At 75.1% G+C, this 16,081-nt stretch carries 16 protein-coding genes; 5 read left to right on the top strand and 11 right to left on the bottom strand.

Annotated features, from left to right (window positions below; genetic code table 11):
* Positions 1-6: 6 nt before the first annotated feature.
* The 4 genes from BLQ97_RS01185 to sodN form a co-directional block, all read right to left on the bottom strand.
* Complete coding sequence (locus tag BLQ97_RS01185) at positions 7-501, bottom strand: GNAT family N-acetyltransferase (RefSeq protein WP_091362508.1); 495 nt, start codon at positions 499-501, stop codon at positions 7-9.
* Positions 498-1,328, bottom strand: coding sequence for a CDP-diacylglycerol--serine O-phosphatidyltransferase (pssA, locus tag BLQ97_RS01180; RefSeq protein WP_091362507.1), 831 nt, complete (start codon positions 1,326-1,328; stop codon positions 498-500). The genes BLQ97_RS01185 and pssA overlap by 4 nt, the downstream gene beginning before the upstream one ends.
* Positions 1,329-1,337: 9 nt before the next feature.
* Complete coding sequence (locus tag BLQ97_RS01175; protein ID WP_091362506.1) at positions 1,338-2,027, bottom strand: phosphatidylserine decarboxylase; 690 nt, start codon at positions 2,025-2,027, stop codon at positions 1,338-1,340.
* Between the two features lie 213 nt (positions 2,028-2,240).
* Positions 2,241-2,645, bottom strand: a complete 405-nt coding sequence (sodN, locus tag BLQ97_RS01170; protein WP_091362505.1) for a superoxide dismutase, Ni — start codon at positions 2,643-2,645, stop codon at positions 2,241-2,243.
* A gap of 51 nt (positions 2,646-2,696) precedes the next feature.
* Here sodN and BLQ97_RS01165 point away from each other — a divergent pair, with 51 nt between their 5' ends.
* A complete protein-coding gene (locus BLQ97_RS01165; RefSeq protein WP_281181350.1) occupies positions 2,697-3,095 on the top strand; it encodes a S26 family signal peptidase in 399 nt (132 codons plus the stop codon).
* On the opposite strand, the gene BLQ97_RS01160 is transcribed toward BLQ97_RS01165, so the two are convergent.
* Positions 3,092-3,691 carry a dTDP-4-dehydrorhamnose 3,5-epimerase family protein gene (locus tag BLQ97_RS01160; protein ID WP_091362503.1) on the bottom strand — a complete coding sequence of 200 codons (600 nt, stop codon included), beginning with the start codon at positions 3,689-3,691 and terminating at the stop codon, positions 3,092-3,094. The two genes, BLQ97_RS01165 and BLQ97_RS01160, sit on opposite strands and share 4 nt — an antisense overlap.
* Positions 3,692-3,769: 78 nt before the next feature.
* Here BLQ97_RS01160 and BLQ97_RS01155 point away from each other — a divergent pair, with 78 nt between their 5' ends.
* A complete protein-coding gene (locus BLQ97_RS01155; protein WP_091362502.1) occupies positions 3,770-4,990 on the top strand; it encodes an NAD(P)-dependent malic enzyme in 1,221 nt (406 codons plus the stop codon).
* 27 nt (positions 4,991-5,017) lie between these two features.
* Positions 5,018-5,284, top strand: coding sequence for a hypothetical protein (locus BLQ97_RS01150; protein ID WP_091362501.1), 267 nt, complete (start codon positions 5,018-5,020; stop codon positions 5,282-5,284).
* A 7-nt stretch (positions 5,285-5,291) separates the two neighbouring features.
* Here the strand turns inward: BLQ97_RS01150 and BLQ97_RS01145 are convergent, their stop codons facing one another.
* The 6 genes from BLQ97_RS01145 to BLQ97_RS01120 all read right to left on the bottom strand — a co-directional run bounded on the left by BLQ97_RS01145 (position 5,292) and on the right by BLQ97_RS01120 (position 12,911).
* Positions 5,292-6,005 carry a metal-dependent hydrolase gene (locus BLQ97_RS01145; protein WP_091362500.1) on the bottom strand — a complete coding sequence of 238 codons (714 nt, stop codon included), beginning with the start codon at positions 6,003-6,005 and terminating at the stop codon, positions 5,292-5,294.
* 141 nt (positions 6,006-6,146) lie between these two features.
* Positions 6,147-6,341, bottom strand: coding sequence for a DUF6104 family protein (locus BLQ97_RS01140; protein ID WP_091362499.1), 195 nt, complete (start codon positions 6,339-6,341; stop codon positions 6,147-6,149).
* Positions 6,342-6,347: 6 nt separating this feature from the next.
* The gene (locus BLQ97_RS01135; RefSeq protein WP_245691703.1) at positions 6,348-10,214 is read right to left on the bottom strand and encodes a multifunctional oxoglutarate decarboxylase/oxoglutarate dehydrogenase thiamine pyrophosphate-binding subunit/dihydrolipoyllysine-residue succinyltransferase subunit; all 3,867 of its coding nucleotides are present in this window, start codon (positions 10,212-10,214) and stop codon (positions 6,348-6,350) included.
* A 182-nt stretch (positions 10,215-10,396) separates the two neighbouring features.
* Positions 10,397-11,185 (bottom strand): ankyrin repeat domain-containing protein, encoded by a 789-nt coding sequence (locus BLQ97_RS01130; protein WP_245691702.1) that lies wholly within the window; start codon positions 11,183-11,185, stop codon positions 10,397-10,399.
* Positions 11,186-11,235: 50 nt separating this feature from the next.
* On the bottom strand, positions 11,236-12,003 hold the full coding sequence (locus BLQ97_RS01125) for an ABC transporter permease (protein ID WP_091362496.1): 768 nt from the start codon (positions 12,001-12,003) through the stop codon (positions 11,236-11,238).
* A complete protein-coding gene (locus BLQ97_RS01120; protein ID WP_217637044.1) occupies positions 12,000-12,911 on the bottom strand; it encodes an ATP-binding cassette domain-containing protein in 912 nt (303 codons plus the stop codon). Before BLQ97_RS01120 ends, BLQ97_RS01125 begins: the two co-directional genes overlap by 4 nt.
* Before the next feature lie 304 nt (positions 12,912-13,215).
* Between BLQ97_RS01120 and BLQ97_RS01115 the strand changes: the two genes are divergently transcribed.
* Both BLQ97_RS01115 and BLQ97_RS01110 read left to right on the top strand, forming a co-directional pair.
* Positions 13,216-14,322: an adenylate/guanylate cyclase domain-containing protein gene (locus tag BLQ97_RS01115; protein WP_245691700.1), complete on the top strand. Its 1,107-nt coding sequence runs from the start codon at positions 13,216-13,218 to the stop codon at positions 14,320-14,322.
* Between the two features lie 82 nt (positions 14,323-14,404).
* A complete protein-coding gene (locus BLQ97_RS01110; protein ID WP_091362495.1) occupies positions 14,405-16,042 on the top strand; it encodes an ABC-F family ATP-binding cassette domain-containing protein in 1,638 nt (545 codons plus the stop codon).
* Positions 16,043-16,081: the final 39 nt, after the last annotated feature.

The following is a 16,081-nucleotide window of genomic DNA, read 5'->3' as shown; positions in this document are numbered from 1 at the left end:
GGCTGCTCAGCCTGCCCGACCACGCCGGTCGGCGGCGAAACCGGCCAGGGCGTCGTCGGTCAGCCGGAACACCGTCCACCCGTCCACCGGGACCGCGCCGGCGGCGCGGTAGAAGGCGATCGAGGGCTCGTTCCAGTCGAGCACCGACCACTCCAGCCGGTCGTAGCCGCGCTCGACGCAGGTGGCGGCGAGCGTGCGCAGCAGCTCCCGGCCCAGGCCGCCGCCGCGGTGCGCGGGCTGGACGTAGAGGTCCTCGAGGTGGATGCCGTGGGTGCCGCGCCAGGTGGAGAAGCTGAGGAACCACAGCGCCGTCCCGACGACGGCGCCGTCGGGACCGAGGGCCACGTGCCCGAACAGCGCGGGGGAGTCGCCGAACAGCGCGGTGTGCAGCTGCTCCTCGGTCAGCCGCACCTCGTGCACGGCCCGCTCGTAGTCGGCGAGCTCGCGCACCAGGCCCACCACCGCGGGGACGTCGTCCGGCCCGACCGGGCGGACCGTCACGTGAGCGCCTCCCGGACCCGCTCGGGCACCAGCCTGCCCAGCGGCGAGACGAGGGGCACCAGCACCGGCGCGAACAGGTAGCCGTAGGCCAGCACGCAGCCGGTGACGACCGGGACGGTGGCGAACCCGACCACCAGCGCCACCGCGGCGGCGACGAGGCCGTAGGGCCGCCCGCTCTTCGGGCTGACCAGGGAGCGGAACGAGCGGAACCGGACGGTGCTGACCATCAGCAGCGCCGGCAGGGCGACGATGAGCAGCACCCACAGCCGGTCGCGGCCCTGCATCTGGTCGCCGAAGGCGAACACCGAGGCCAGCACCACCCCGGCCGCGCCGGGGCTGGGCATGCCGGTGAAGTACCGCTTGTCCGCGGTCGGGTCGACGGTGGTGTTGAAGCGGGCCAGCCGGATCGCGGCGCAGGCCACCCAGAGGAAGCACACCACCCAGCCCAGCGGGTCCCACTCGTCGCGGCCCTCGGAGAAGAGGGTGAACGCCAGCAGCGCGGGGGCCAGGCCGAAGGACACCAGGTCGGCCAGCGAGTCGAACTGCAGGCCGAAGCCGCTGACCGCGCCGACCAGCCGGGCGACCGCGCCGTCGGTGATGTCGAAGAGCACCGACAGGCCGACCAGCACCGCGGCGAGGGTGTACTGGCCGCGGATGGACACCAGGATGGCGGCGAAGCCGCACATCATGTTGCCGAGCGTGAACAGGCTGGGCAGCGTCGCCAGCGCGCGGCGGCGGCTGCCGCGCACCGACCCCCGGACGAACTCCACCGTGGCCGTGCGCCGGGTGGGGGCGGGCCGCCCCTCGCCGGAGGCGGAACTGGGCACCGGGGCTCCTCAGCCGGCGGCGGGCCAGCGGGCGATGACGGTCTCCCCGCCGCGCACCCGCTGGCCCTTCGACACGGTCAGGGTGCACCCGGCCGGGAGGAAGACGTCCATCCGCGAGCCGAACTTCATCAGCCCGAAGCGCTCGCCGGTGGCCAGCCGCCGGCCGACCCCGGTGCGGGTGACGATGCGGCGGGCCAGCACGCCGACCAGCTGCCGGAAGACGACCGTGCGGTCGCCCTCCGGGTGGTCCTCGCGCAGCCACAGCTCGCTGCGCTCGTTGCGGTGCGCCGACTCCGCGCGGTACGCGGCCAGGAAGCTGCCCCTCCGGTAGGAGCTCTCCACCACCTCACCCCGGTAGGGCGAGCGGTTGACGTGCACGTCGACCACGGACAGGAAGACGCTGACCTGCTGCCAGCCGCCCTCGGGCGCCGGCTCGGGGGCCACCCCCTCCTGCGGCTCACCGGCGACCATCACCACGCCGTCGGCGGGGGAGAGGACGACGTCGTCGGGCGGCTGCTCGCGGTCGCACTGCCGCTCCGGGTCGCGGAAGAACAGCAGCATGTAGGCCGACAGGGCCAGGAACGGCCAGGCGGCCCGGCGGAGACCCCGGCGGCCGGTGGACCGCCCGGCGGCGGCGAGCAGGGCAGCGGGTGCGAGCGGCCCGGTGACGAAGGGCCACCCGGCAGGGTCGATGCGCATCGCTGTCAGACGGTACCGGTCCGCAGTGGGCCGTTCCGGCCGCCGGGAGGGCCCCGACGCGGGTCGAGCCGGACGGCCATCGGGTCCCCACGGTCCGGGGTGGTCGGGGTGGGGACCGTGTCGCGCGGCCGGACCCGTCGCCGGGGAGCGGACGGCAGCGGCCGGTGGACACCAGGTGTCCACCGGCCGCTGCGGTCGTGCCGGGGAGCCGCCCTACGCGGCGGCCTTGGTCTCCCAGAAGATCCGGTCGATCTCGGCGATGTAGTCGAGCAGCTTCTGACCCTCGGCCGGGTCCATGCTGCCCTTGCCGCCGGCCGCGCCGGCCTGCTTGGTGGCCTTGTTGAACAGCTCGTGCAGCTGCGGGTACTTCTCGAAGTGCGGGGGCTTGAAGTAGTCGGTCCACAGCACCCAGAGGTGGTGCTTGACCAGGTCGGAGCGCTGCTCCTTGATGAGCACGCAGCGCATCTTGAAGACCTCGTCGTCGCTGCCCTGGTACTTCTCCTGGATGGCCTTGACCGACTCCGCCTCGATGCGGGCCTGGGCCGGGTCGTACACACCGCAGGGGAGGTCGCAGTGCGCGGTGGCCTCCACGGCGGAGAACACGCGGCTGAACAGCATGCTTCTTCCTCCATGTGTCGCGGGATCTGGTCGTCTGCGACCCTACTCGCGGTGATCAGGTCCGACACGTCCGAGCGACCGTCCCCGGAGCCGGTGCCCCCTCTGGCCAGCGCGTGGGTGCTCGCCCGCGTGAGCGGCCCGTCCATGTCGCCCACGGTGCGCGACGGCGACCGGCTGCTGGTGCGCCGGCTGCCCGCCGGGCGGGCCCGCGCCGGCGACGTCGTCCTGGCCCGCTTCCCGGCCCGGCCCGAGCTGCTGGTGGTCAAGCGGGTGCAGCGGGCCCTCGACGGCGGCCGGGTCTGGGTCGTGGGGGACAACCCGCTCGTCACCGACGACAGTCGCGCCTACGGGCCCGCGGTCGCCGTCGGCCGCGTCGTCGCCCGGCTGCGGCCCCGGCCGGGCCGGCTGGCCCCGCCGCCGGGCCCCTGCCCACCGGGCCTGCCCGGCTAGTCCCGCAGCTGGGCGTACCGCGCGGCGCACTCGGCCATGGTGGGCAGCAGCCCCTGCTCGCGGGCCTCGGCGAGGGTGGGCGCCGCACGGTCCTTGTCCGACAGCACGAACTCCACGTCGGCCGGCCAGGGCAGGTCCAGGTCGGGGTCCAGCGGGGAGACGCCGAACTCGCGTCCGGGGGACCAGGCCGAGGAGACCAGGTAGGTCACCGAGGACCGGTCCTCCAGGGCGAGGAAGGCGTGCCCGAGCCCCTCGGCGAGGAACACCGCGCGCGGCCGGTCGGCGTCGAGCAGGACGCTGTCGCAGACGCCGAAGGTCGGCGAGCCGACCCGCACGTCGACGACCACGTCGAGCACCCGGCCCGCCGGGCAGTACACGTACTTGGCCTGACCGGGAGGCACGAGCGCGAAGTGCACGCCGCGGAGCACCCCGCGGGCCGAGACGCTGTGGTTGGCCTGCGCCAGCGGCAGCGACCGGCCGGTGGCCCCGGCGAGCACGTCGGCGCGGTACCACTCGGTGAACCGGCCGCGCCCGTCGCCGTGCGCCACCAGGTCGAGCACGTAGCCGTCCGGCACGGCGAGCGGGGCGATCTCCACGGGCGGCACGCTAACCACCCCCGGGTCGACGTCCGCAGCCGGACGGCGCGGAGCGCGGCGGGCTACCCTCTCGGGTCCATGGGCGCAGAGACGGGCTCGACCGGCACTCCGGACGGCCGCACCCCGCAGGACCCGGCCGCCGACCGCTTCACGCAGGACCCCGCGTTCGCCGTGCACGAGGGCGGCAAGCTGGCAGTCCGCCCGCTGCGGGGGATCGAGACGCGGGAGGACCTCGCGCTCACCTACACCCCCGGGGTGGCGCGCGTCTCCAGCGCGATCGCCGCCGAGCCGGCCCTGGCGCGCCGGTTCACCTGGGCGTCGCGGGTGGTGGCGGTGGTGTCCGACGGCACCGCCGTCCTCGGCCTGGGCGACATCGGCCCGGCCGCGGCGCTGCCGGTGATGGAGGGCAAGGCCTGCCTGTTCAGCGAGTTCGCCGGGCTGTCCTCGGTGCCGGTCGTGCTCTCGACCACCGACGTCGACCAGATCGTCGAGACGGTCGCGGCCATCGCCCCCTCCTTCGGCGGCATCAACCTCGAGGACATCAGCGCGCCGCGGTGCTTCGAGATCGAGGACCGGCTGCGCGAGCGGCTCGACATCCCGGTCATGCACGACGACCAGCACGGGACGGCGATCGTCGTCCTCGCCGCGCTGCGCAACGCCGCCCGGGTCACCGGCCGGGAGCTCGGCGACCTGCGGGTGGTGGTCTCCGGCGCCGGTGCGGCCGGCATCGCCTGCGCGAAGATCCTGCTCGAGGCGGGGATCGGCGAGCTCGCCGTCGCCGACTCGCGGGGCGTCGTGCACGCCGGCCGCGAGGACCTGACGCCGGTCAAGCAGTGGGTCGCCGACAACACCAACCGCGCGGGCTACGCCGGCACGATGGCCGGGGCGCTCGAGGGCGCCGACGTCTACCTGGGCCTGTCCGGCGGCTCGGTGCCGGAGTCGGCGATCGCGGCCATGGCGCCCGAGGCCATCGTGTTCTCGCTGGCCAACCCCACGCCCGAGGTCGACCCGGAGATGGCTGCCCGGCACGCGGCGGTCGTGGCCACCGGCCGCAGCGACCTGCCCAACCAGATCAACAACGTGCTGGCCTTCCCCGGCGTCTTCCGCGGCGCCATCGACGCCGGCGCCACGGCCATCACCGAGGCGATGAAGCAGGCGGCGGCCGAGGCCATCGCCGGTGTGGTGGGCGAGGACCTGGCGCCCGGCTACATCGTGCCCAGCCCGCTGGACCGCCGGGTGGCCACCGCGGTCGCCGCGGCCGTCGGCGACTGCGCTCGGGAGGAGCGCGTCACGGCGTGACCGCCGGACGGCGCGCAGCAGGTCGACGTGCGCCACGGCGACGAGCACGACCGCGGGGTGGAGTACGTCGGCTGGGACGAGGACACCGGCGAGCTCCGGTCCCACTTCTTCGGCTCCCGCGGGGAGCTGCTCGAGTACACCTACCGGCTCGAGGGGGACCTGCTCACCATCTGGTTCGGCGGGACCGACTCCCCGGCCCGCTTCGAGGGCCGCTCCACCGCCGACGGCACCGTCGACGAGGGGGCCTGGCAGTGGCCGGGCGGCGGGTACGCGTCCACGATGACCCGCGCCTGAGACCGGCCTACCCGAGGTCCCGCAGCGCCTGCAGGTAGGGGTCCAGCGCGGCCCGGGCGCCGGTGTTGGCATAGCAGAACCACAGGGCGACGCCGAGGAACACCGGCGCCAGCACGGCCTTCTCGAGCGTCGTCCCGGTGCGCATCGGCGTCAGCGCCAGCCGCTTGCGCCGGAGCAGCCACAGCACCGGCACCGGCACGCCCTGCGTGGTGACCAGGTCACCCGCGACGTGGGTGAGCACGCCGAGCGCCACCGCCCACGGCAGCCAGGTGGGCTGCGCGGTGTGCTCCAGCAGCAGCCAGGCGCCGCCGAAGGAGAGCACCAGGTTGCCGACGACGGTGTTCTCCGCGCGGCCGGGGATGACGAAGTGCAGCGCGCGCAGCGCCAGCCCGATGGCCAGCGCCATCACCAGCAGGCTGGACCAGTAGAGGTTCGCCGCGGCCAGCGCGACGGCGCCGAACGCGACCGGGGCGAGCAGCGCGTCGTGGGTGCCCCAGCGGTGGCCGCCGGCGAGCCGCCCGATCGCGCCCGAGGGGACGTCGGTGAGCGGTCCCCACATGTCCGAGACGGTGGAGCCGCTGTGGTCGAGGTCGGGCAGCATCGCGAACCCGCCGGCGGCGGCCACCCAGGCCACCTGGCCGACGCCGTTGCCGACGGGCGCCCACGGGAGGGTCGCCGCGCCCGCGGCGAGACCGGAGAGGGCGTGCGAGTGACCGAGCACCTGCGCAGCGTGCCGTCCGGCCGGGCGCCCGTGGTGGAGGCGCACCGGCGCGACGATCAGGTGACCTGATCGTCGAGCGTCCTACCCGACGTCCCACGGTCGGGTAGGACACTGCACGATCGGGTCACCTGATCATCGCGGTCACTCGTCGTCGACGTCGTCGACGTCGTCGGTGCCGCCGCGCGCCAGCCAGGTGGCCAGCCGCTCGACCGGCACCTCGAAGTCCGGGTGCTGGTCGACGAAGGCCTGGAGCTGGTCGGCCAGCCAGGCGAGGGTCACCTGCTCCTCGCCCCGCCGGTCGGCCAGCTCCTCCAGCCCGCGGTCGGTGAAGTACACCGGCGGTCAGCTCCCGAAGGCCTGCGCGACCAGCTCCCGCTGCTCGGTCTCGTGCACCTTGGCCGAGCCGACGGCGGGGCTGGCCGAGGCCCGGCGGCTGACGCGGCGCAGCGCCCGGCCGTCGAGGTGCTCGGGCAGGTTGCAGGCCATGAACTGCCAGGCGCCCATGTTCGCCGGCTCCTCCTGCACCCAGACCAGCTCGGCGGAGTCGGGGTAGCGCCCGACCGCCTGGCGGATCTCCTCGGCCGGCAGCGGGTACAGCTGCTCGACGCGCACGACCGCGGTGTCGGCGCGGCCCTCCGCCTCGCGCTGCGCGAGCAGGTCGTAGGCGACCTTGCCGCTGCACAGCAGCACCCGGCGCACCGCCGAGTCGTCGAGCGGCTCGCCGCCCACGCCCGGGTCGCCGAGCACCGGCCGGAAGCCCTCGTCGGTGAAGTCCGCGACCGGGCTGACCGCCGCCTTGGCCCGCAGCAGCGACTTCGGCGTGAACACGACCAGCGGCCGGTGCACGTCGGAGAGCGCCTGGCGGCGCAGCAGGTGGAAGTAGTTGCCCGGCGTCGAGCAGTTGGCGACGGTCATGTTGTTCTCCGCCGACAGCTGCAGGAACCGCTCGATCCGGCCGCTGGAGTGGTCGGGGCCCTGGCCCTCGAGCCCGTGCGGCAGCAGCAGGACGACGCCCGAGCGCTGCCCCCACTTGGCCTCGCCGGAGCTGATGTACTCGTCGATGACCATCTGGGCGCCGTCGACGAAGTCGCCGAACTGCGCCTCCCACAGCACCAGCGCCCGGGGGTTGGCCACCGAGTAGCCGTACTCGAAGCCCAGCGCCGCGTACTCGCTGAGCAGCGAGTCGTAGACGAAGAACTTCGCCTGCTGCTCGGACAGGTTGGCCAGCGGCGTGTACTCCGCGGCGCTCTCGCGGTCGATGAGCACCGCGTGCCGCTGCACGAACGTGCCGCGGCGGGAGTCCTGGCCGGCCAGCCGCACCGGCACGCCCTGCACGAGCAGCGAGCCGAAGGCCAGCAGCTCGCCCATCGCCCAGTCGATGCCGCCCTCGCTGACCATCGCCGCGCGCCGCTCGAGCAGCCGCTTGAGCTTCGGGTGCGCGCTGAAGTCCTGCGGCAGCGACACGTGCGCGTCGCCGATCGCCTTCATCACCTCGGGGCTGATCGCGGTGGCGACCGGGGTGGCCTGCTGGGCCGGCTGGTCCATGACCGGCTGCGGCTTGGGCGTCTCGTCGACGTCGTGGGTCTCGGCGAAGGCCCGCTCCAGCTGGCCGCGGTAGTCCTTGAGCGCCTCCTCGGCCTCCTGCAGCGTGATGTCGCCGCGGCCGACCAGCGCCTCGGTGTAGAGCTTCCGGACCGAGCGCTTGCGGTCGATGATGTCGTACATCAGCGGCTGGGTCATCGACGGGTCGTCGCCCTCGTTGTGCCCGCGGCGGCGGTAGCAGACCAGGTCGACGACGACGTCCTTGCGGAACGCCTGCCGGTACTCCACGGCCAGCCGCGCCACCCGCACGCAGGCCTCGGGGTCGTCGCCGTTGACGTGGAAGATCGGCGCGTTGACCATCCGCGCCACGTCGGTCGAGTAGAGGCTCGAGCGCGCGGCCGCCGGCGACGTCGTGAAGCCGACCTGGTTGTTGATGACCACGTGCACGGTGCCGCCGGTGCGGTAGCCGCGCAGCTGGGAGAGGTTGAGCGTCTCGGCCACCACGCCCTGGCCGGCGAACGCGGAGTCGCCGTGGATGAGGACCGGCAGGACGGTGAAGCCCTGCTCGCCCTTGTCGATCATGTCCTGCTTGGCGCGCACGACGCCCTCCAGGACGGGGTTGACCGTCTCCAGGTGCGAGGGGTTGCTGGCCAGCGAGACGGCGATCTCGGCCCCGGGCTTGAACGGGTTCTCGAAGGTGCCCTCGGCGCCCAGGTGGTACTTGACGTCGCCGGAGCCCTGGACGGTGCCGGGGTCGATGTTGCCCTCGAACTCGCCGAAGATCTTGGCGTAGCTCTTGCCGAGGACGTTGGCGAGCACGTTGAGCCGGCCGCGGTGGGCCATGCCGATCGCGACCTCGTCGAGCCCGTGGTCGGTGCCGGCGATGAGCACCTCGTCGAGGATCGGGATGACCGACTCCCCGCCCTCGAGGCTGAACCGCTTCTGCCCGACGTACTTGGTCTGCAGGAAGGTCTCGAAGGCCTCAGCGGCGTTGAGCCGGCCGAGGATGTGCTTCTGCTTCTCCCGCTCGGGCTGCTCGGCCTTGAGCTCGATGCGCTGCTGCAGCCACTCGCGCTCCTCGGGGTCGGTGATGTGCATGTACTCCACGCCGACGGTGCGGCAGTAGGAGTTGCGCAGCACGCCGAGGATGTCGCGCAGCGGCATCACCTTCTCGCCGACGAACCCGCCGACGGGGAAGGTGCGGTCGAGGTCCCACAGCGTGAGCCCGTGCTGGAGGATGTCCAGGTCGGGGTGGCTGCGGACCTTGAACTCCAGCGGGTCGGTGTCGGCCATGAGGTGGCCGTTGCGCCGGTAGGCCTCGATGACCTCGACGACCCGGGCTTCCTTGTCGATCTGCCCCTCGCGGCTGACCCGCACGTCGGGCATCCAGCGCACCGGCTCGTAGGGCAGGCGCAGCGACCGGAAGACGTCGTCGTAGAAGCCGTCCTCGCCGAGCAGCAGCTGGTGCAGCCGGCGCAGGAAGTCGCCGGACTCCGCACCCTGGATGATCCGGTGGTCGTAGGTCGAGGTCAGCGTGATGATCTTGGAGACGCCGAGCTCGGTGAGCGCCTCGGGGCTCATCCCCTGGAACTCGGCCGGGTACTCCATGGCCCCGACGCCGATGATCGCGCCCTGGCCGGCGGTCAGCCGCGGCACCGAGTGGACGGTGCCGATGGTGCCGGGGTTGGTCAGGCTGATGGTGGTGCCGGAGAAGTCCTCGAGGGTCAGCTTGCCGGCGCGGGCGCGGCGGATGACGTCCTCGTAGGCGCCCCAGAACTGGGCGAAGTCCATCGTCTCGGCGCCCTTGATGGAGGCGACGACGAGCGAGCGGGAGCCGTCGGACTTGGGCAGGTCGATGGCCAGGCCGAAGTTGACGTGCTCGGGCTGCACCAGGGTCGGCTTGCCGTCGACCTCGGCGAAGGCGGCGTTCATGTTCGGGAAGTCGTCGAGGGCCCGGACCAGCGCGTAGCCGATCAGGTGGGTGAACGAGACCTTCCCGCCGCGCGAGCGCTTGAGGTGGTTGTTGATGACGATCCGGTTGTCGGCCAGGAGCTTGGCCGGGACCGCCCGCACGCTCGTCGCCGTGGGCACGGTGAGCGAGGCGTTCATGTTCTTGACGACGCTCGCCGCGGCCCCGCGCAGCGGCGTCCGCTTCGGGCCCTCGGCCGGGGCGTCGGCCTTGGCCGCGGGCTTCGACGCGGGCTTCGGCGCGGGCTTCGGCGCGGGCTCCGGCCTCGCCGCCGGGGCGGCCGGGACCTTCTGGTCGGCGCGGTCGGCCGCGCGGTCGACGACGGTGGCCTCGGTGCGCTCGGGCACGCGGGTGGACCGCGGCGTGGGCTCGGGGGCGCCCGGGGCGACGGCGGGGCTGCTGGGCCGGGTGGCCGAGCCCTCCGCGTCGGCGGCCGCCGGGCGCTCGGGGGAGGCGGCCGGTGCCGGCCGGGCGGGCTGCGGGGCGGCAGGGGCGCCGTTGCCCGAGGAGGCGGGAGCCGAGGGGGCCGGGGCAGCCGGCGCGGGCGCGGCCTCGCGGTCGTCGCTGGCGGCGACCGGACTGCCGGGCCGGTAGTCGGCGAAGAACTCGTGCCAGGCCTGGTCCACGCTGGACGGGTCGGCGAGGAACTGCTGGTACATCTCCTCGACCAGCCACTCGTTGGTGCCGAATCCGGCCACCGCGGACGAGGAGGCGGTGGAGGACGGCCGGGGTGCGTTGTCGCGTGACACGGGTCGAGTGCCTTCTTCGTCGTCGTCGGTGGGCGTCTCTGGACCGGGGTCGGAGTCTACGCCCGCCAGCAGCGCCCATCGTGCGGAGAGCGGGCCCTGCCGGTGGGTCGTGGACCCTCCCGGCACGGGGGTCAGTCGGTGGCGCCGGAGGCCACGAGGAGGTCGACGAGGGCGTCGCGGGCACCGGCCCCACCTGCGTCGTCGCGCCGGTGGCGGGCCGCGGCGACCCGGCTGATGTCCAGGGGGCTGGCCCCGTCGTTGGTGGTGGCGTTGACGTCGGCGCCGGCGGCCAGCAGGACGCGCACCACCTCGGGCGCGTCGCCGGCGGCGACGGCGGTGTGCAGCGGGGTGCGGCCGGTATCGGCGTCGCGCCGGTCGACGCCGGCGCCCGCCTCCAGCAGCGCCCGCACCAGCTCGGCGTGGCGGCCGGCCGCGGCGGCGTGCAGCGCGCCGCCGTCGGGGTCGGCGCCGCGGTCGAGCAGCAGCCGCAGCGTGCCCGCCGCGCCGCCGGCCGCGGCCACCGTCAGCAGGTCCAGGCCGGTGCCCGGGTCGGTGAGCGGCGCACCGGCGTCGAGCTCGCGGGCCAGCTGGCCGGCGTCGTCGAGGTGCGCGGCGGCCGGCGCGTCGACCGGGGCGCCCAGCTCGCGCAGCACCCCGGCCAACTCCGGGGCGTGCTCGATCGCCACGTGCAGCGGTGTGCGCCCCGACTCGGTCCGCGCGCACAGGTCGGCGCCGGCCGCCACCAGCTCGCGGACCACGTCCTCCCGGCCCGCGGCCACCGCCAGGTGCAGCGGCGTCCAGCCGTCCTCCCCGCCGTGCTCGACGGTGCCGGCGAGCAGTCGCGGGGTGTCGGCGACCGCGCTGCGCACGGCGCCCACGTCCCCGTCGCGCACCAGCCGGCCCAGGCGCGGCACGGTCATGCGGGTCGTCATCCGGGTCCCCCGTCGTCGGGTGCAGGTGCTCGGCGTCCTCAGACGACGTCGCGGCGGACGGCGAGGAGCGTCCCGAGGAGAGCCGTGAGCAGACCGTAGCCGAGCAGCAACAGGGCGCCCTGCCACGGCTCCAGGAGGTCGGGGGCCTGGAAGTCGGAGGTGACCGCCTGCACCGCGCCGCCGGGCAGCCACTTGTAGGCCGGCTGCAGCGCGCCGATGGAGGACACGATCGGCTCGACCACGTAGAGGTAGACCAGCGCGCCGACGATGGCCCCGACCTGGTTGCGCAGCAGCGCCCCCACGCCGACGCCGATGACGGCGAAGACGACCAGCACCAGGCCCGCGGCGCCCAGGGTCTGCAGGTTGTCGGCGTCGAGCGAGGGGGCCGCTCCGCGCGCGCCCGCGTAGACCAGCACGACCACGACGTCGACGGCGAGCACGAGCAGCGCGACCGGAACGGCCGCCAGCGCGTAGGCGACGAGCTTGGCGGCGACCACCCGGCCGCGACGCGGCGTGGCGAGGAAGGTCGGCGTCGCCGTGCGGTGCCGGTACTCCTGCGTCATCCCGATGATCCCGAGGATCAACAGCAGCACGCTGGCGTTCGCGGCCACCGAGAAGACGACCTCCTCGTACTGCGGCGTGCCCACCGCCGGCAGGCCGGGCTGGCCGCCGTCCGGCTCGGCGCCGGCGAGGCCGGTGAACAGGGCGGCGAAGCCGCCGGCCAGGACGCAGGCACCGGCGACCAGGCCGATCCAGACCCGGGTGGTGAGCAGCTTGGTCCACTCGGCGCGGACGAGAGCGGTCACCGGGCGGCTCCCTCGGGGGTCGGGGTGGGCGTCGGGGCGGGTGAGGTGGCGGCGAACTGCTCCTGCCCGGCGGTGAGCCGGAAGTAGAGGTCCTCCAGGCCGGTGGTCTCGGCGCGCAGCTCGTGCAGCTCGATGCCGGCGGAGAAGGCGCGGGCGCCCACCTCGGCCGGCGTCGCGCCGGTCACGGTGACCAGGCCGTCCCCGCCGCGGTCGGCCCCCAGGCCCGCGTCGGCGAGCACGGCGGCCAGGCGGTCCGCGTCGGGGCTGCGGGCGAGCACGACCCCGGCGCCCTGGGCGCCCGAGCGCAGCTCGGTGATCGAGCCCTGCCGCACCAGCCGGCCGGCGCCGACGATGACCACCCGGTCGGCGGTCTGCTCCATCTCCGACAGCAGGTGGCTGGAGACGAGCACCGTGCGGCCCTCCTCGTGGGCCAGGTGCCGGAGGAAGCCGCGCAGCCAGAGGATGCCCTCGGGGTCCAGGCCGTTGGCCGGCTCGTCGAGCACCAGCACCGGCGGGTCGCCGAGCAGCGCCGTGGCCAGGGCCAGGCGCTGGCGCATGCCCAGGGAGTAGCCGCCCGCCCGGCGCCGGCCGGCCGCGGCCAGGCCGACGGCGGTGAGCACCTCGTCGGCCCGCGACACCGGCAGCCCGGCGGCCCGGCAGTACACCCGCAGGTGGTCGCGGCCGGAGCGGGCCGGGTGGAAGGCGGTCTCGAGCACCGCGCCGACGGTGCCCACCGGGTCGGGCAGCGCCGCGTACGGGACGCCGTCGAAGGTGGCGCTGCCGGCGTCGGGGGTGATCAGCCCGAGCACCATGCGCAGCGTCGTGGTCTTGCCGGCCCCGTTGGGACCCAGGAAGCCGGTCACCGAGCCCGGCTCCACGGTGAAGCCCAGGTCGGTGACCGCCTGCACGGTGCCGAAGCTCTTGGTCAGGCCCGACACCTCGACCCGCACGGGCCGGTGCCGGGGCCGGCCGCTGGCCGTCGTCGCGATGACGTGTCCCCCTCGTGTGCACCCCCGTGCGGCACCCATCCTGGCGCACCCGGTCCGGCGGGCGGGAGGTCCGGCCCCGCGCGTCGCCGGCCGCCTCCGCTGCGTCGGGAGCCGGCCGGGGGAGCGCGGGGACGGCTGCGACGGCGGTCACTACAGTGCGCGACGTGAGCGGCTCCCGGACGATCGTCGTCCCCGCGACGGACTGACCCCTGGGCGGAGTGCCGTGGACCCCGACGGACCGGACCCCGCCGGTCCCGACCCGCGCGCGGACGTCCGCGACGCCCTCGAGCGGCTGCTGCTCGGCGGGCCGCGCCGGCTGACCCGGCACGAGGTGGCCGCGGCCGCGGGCATGGCCCCGGAGCGCACCCAGCGGCTCTGGCGGGCGCTCGGCTTCCCCGACGTCGCCGACGACGACCCCGCCTTCACCCTCGCCGACGTCGGCGCGCTGGCCACCCTCTCGGCGCTGATCGACTCCGGCTTCGTCGACCTCGACACCGAGGCCTCGATCGCCCGGGCCACCGCGCAGGCGCTGTCCCGGCTGGCCGACTGGCAGACCGACATGCTCGCCGAGGTCCTCACCCGGCAGGCCCGCGAGCACGGCCGGGTCGACGCCGTCGCCGCCGCCGAGACGCTCCTGCCGCTGCTGTCGCGCACCCAGGACTACGTGTGGCGCCGGCACCTGGCCGCCAACGTCGACCGGCTGCTGTCCTCCGACGGCCCGGGCGACCGCCGGGAGCTCGCCGTGGGCTTCGCCGACCTGGTCGGCTACACCTCCCGCTCCCGCGGCATGGACGGCCGCGAGCTCGGCGCCATGGTCGAGGCGTTCGAGGCCACCGTCACCGAGGTCATCGCCCGCTCCCACGGCCGGGTGGTCAAGACCGTCGGCGACGGCGTCCTCTACACCGCCGCCTCCGCCGTGGACGCCGTCGAGATCGGGCTGACGCTGCCCGACGTCTGGGACGACGAGGACCGCCCGCAGCTGCGCGTGGGGGCCGCGCACGGCGTGGTGCTGACCCGGCTGGGCGACGTCTACTCCCCGGTGGTGAACCTGGCCAGCCGACTGTGCTCGCTGGCCCGCCCCGGGACGGTGCTGGTCGACCGGGCGCTCGCCGGCCGGCTGCGCGGTCTGCCGGGTTACCGGGTGCGGCCGCTGCGCCGGGTCTCGGTGCGCGGCTACGACGACCTGCAGCCCTGGCAGGTGCGCCGCCGCCCGCCGGAGGCGGCCGACGCCGCCCTCGAGCAGATGCTCGACGAGATGGCCGACGACGTCCTCGCCGAGCCCGAGGCGGGCGACGCGGGCGGGCCGGACGGGAACCCGGGCGACGGCTGAGCCGGCCGCGCGCTACCGTGGGCCCGTGCTGTGAGCCCGGACGACGTCGCACCCACCGGTCCGTCCTCCCGGGAGCCCCTCCATGAGTGCCACCCTCGTCGCGCGCGGCCTGGCCGCCGGCCACGGCGCCCGCGTGCTGTTCGCCGACCTCGACCTCGTCGTCGCCCCCGGTGACGTCGTCGGCCTGGTCGGCGTGAACGGCGCCGGCAAGTCCACGCTGCTGCGCACCCTCGCCGGTGAGCTGCCGGCCGAGTCCGGCTCGATCACCCTCAGCCCGCCGACGGCGACCGTCGGGCACCTGCCGCAGGAGCACGAGCGCCGCGCGGGCGAGACCGTCGCCGCCGCGCTGGCCCGGCGCACCGGCGTCACCGCCGCGCAGGCCGCGCTCGACGCCGCCACCGCCGACCTGGCGGCCGGGGCGCCCGGCGCCGACGACGCCTACGGGGAGGCGCTGGAGCGGTGGCTGGCCCTCGGCGGCGCCGACCTCGACGAGCGCCTGGAGCAGGTGCTGGCCGAGGTGGCGCCCGGCGTCGAGCCGGACGCCGCGGTGGCCGGGCTCTCCGGCGGCCAGGCGGCCCGGGTCGGGCTGGCGGCGCTGCTGCTGTCCCGCCACGACCTGCTGCTGCTCGACGAGCCGACCAACGACCTGGACCTCGCCGGCCTCGAGCAGCTGGAGGCCTTCGTCACCGGCAACCGCTCGGGCATCGTGCTGGTCAGCCACGACCGGGAGTTCCTCGCCCGCACGGTGACCCGCGTCGTCGAGCTCGACCTCGCCCAGCAGCTGGTGCGGGTGCACGACGGCGGCTACGAGAGCTACCTCGTGGAGCGCGAGGTGGCCCGCCGGCACGCCCGCGAGGAGTACGAGGAGTACGCCGGGACGAAGGCCGACCTCGAGGCCCGCGCCCGGATGCAGCGCAACTGGCTGGCCAAGGGCGTGCGCGACGCGGTCAAGAAGCAGAAGGACCCCGACAAGTTCATCAAGGCGCACAACCGGGCGACCGCGGAGAAGCAGGGCGCCAAGGCCAAGCAGACCGAGCGGCGGATCGAGCGGCTGGAGGTGGTCGAGGAGCCCCGCAAGGAGTGGGAGCTGCGGATGACGATCGCCGCCGCGCCGCGGGCCGGCGCCGTCGTCGCCACGCTGCGCGAGGCCGTCGTCCGCCGGGGGGACTTCACCCTCGGGCCGGTGTCCCTGCAGGTCGACTGGGGCGACCGGGTGGCCATCACCGGGCCCAACGGGTCGGGCAAGACGACGCTGCTGCGGGCGCTGCTGGGGAGGGTGCCGCTGGACGAGGGGACGGCGAGCCTCGGGCCGGCGGTGCGGCTCGGCGAGGTCGACCAGGCGCGCGGGCTGTTCGTGGGGGAGCGGCGGCTGCTGGAGGCGTTCGCCGCCGAGGTGCCCGACTGGCCCACCGCCGAGGTACGCACCCTGCTGGCCAAGTTCGGCCTCACCGCCGAGCACGTGCTGCGCCCGGCGACGTCGCTGTCCCCGGGCGAGCGCACCCGCGCGGCGCTGGCGCTGCTGCAGGCGCGCGGGGTGAACGTGCTCGTGCTCGACGAGCCGACCAACCACCTCGACCTGCCGGCCATCGAGCAGCTGGAGTCGGCGCTGGCCGCCTACCCGGGCACGCTGCTGCTGGTCACCCACGACCGCCGCATGCTCGAGGCGGTCGCGGTCACCCGTCGGGTCGCGGTCGACCGCGGCCGGGTCGCCGAGCTCTGACCGCGACACCTCCCGTGCGCGTCGTCGTGCTCTGACCAC

The organism is Geodermatophilus telluris (assembly GCF_900102745.1).
Taxonomy (GTDB): Bacteria; Actinomycetota; Actinomycetes; order Mycobacteriales; family Geodermatophilaceae; genus Geodermatophilus; species Geodermatophilus telluris.
This window is presented reverse-complemented; position numbering and strand designations above follow the sequence as displayed.

Coding starts and splice junctions, on each gene's coding strand:
- BLQ97_RS01130 (WP_245691702.1), bottom strand. CDS start 11,185: ATGACCGTGCCGCGCCTGGGCCGGCTGGTGCGCGACGGGGACGTGGGC.
- BLQ97_RS01155 (WP_091362502.1), top strand. CDS start 3,770: ATGGGCGCAGAGACGGGCTCGACCGGCACTCCGGACGGCCGCACCCCG.
- sodN (WP_091362505.1), bottom strand. CDS start 2,645: ATGCTGTTCAGCCGCGTGTTCTCCGCCGTGGAGGCCACCGCGCACTGC.
- BLQ97_RS01175 (WP_091362506.1), bottom strand. CDS start 2,027: ATGCGCATCGACCCTGCCGGGTGGCCCTTCGTCACCGGGCCGCTCGCA.
- BLQ97_RS01110 (WP_091362495.1), top strand. CDS start 14,405: ATGAGTGCCACCCTCGTCGCGCGCGGCCTGGCCGCCGGCCACGGCGCC.